1 protein-coding gene is annotated in these 488 nt (G+C 42.6%); it reads left to right on the top strand.

Annotation, left to right across the window (positions count from 1 at the left end; translation table 11 throughout):
* Positions 1 to 42: 42 nt before the first annotated feature.
* On the top strand, positions 43 to 488 hold a 446-nt coding region (locus HC175_RS17875), incomplete at its 3' end, for an AI-2E family transporter (protein ID WP_168139614.1).

The raw sequence follows: 488 nt of genomic DNA, 5'->3' as shown, positions 1-488 counted from the left end.
AAATATCGACCAGCTATTTGCAAAATAATTACTTCAACCTAAATGAACCAATTGAAACCATCTTTGGTACGACAGCTGTTCGTACTGCTTCTCATATTATTTCTATCGGTTCTCATCTTTAGGGAAATTTTACCTTACCTCTCGGGAGTACTTGGTGCCATCACTTTATATGTGGTGCTAAGAAAGCCAATGATCAAGCTGGTAGACAAAGGCTGGAGACCTGTAATGGCAGCATCCTTTCTAATGTTTCTTTCATTTATAGGAATCCTGGTACCCGTCACCCTCACAGTTCTCATGCTTACCTCCAAAATTGGAAAAGCGGCAGCAAATTCCGAAAAAGTCATACAGGTGATCAAGGACCAGATCAATGATGCCGAAACTTATGTGGGATATGACCTCAGCCAGGGAATAGATTCCTCGCGGGTTGCTAATTGGCTCTCCAACAACCTGCAGTCGCTCGGAGCAGGAACTTTTAATGCTTTTATCGC

It is taken from the genome of Salinimicrobium oceani, assembly GCF_012037645.1.
Note: the sequence above shows the minus strand (reverse complement) of the source record. Positions and strands in the feature narration are given on the sequence as shown.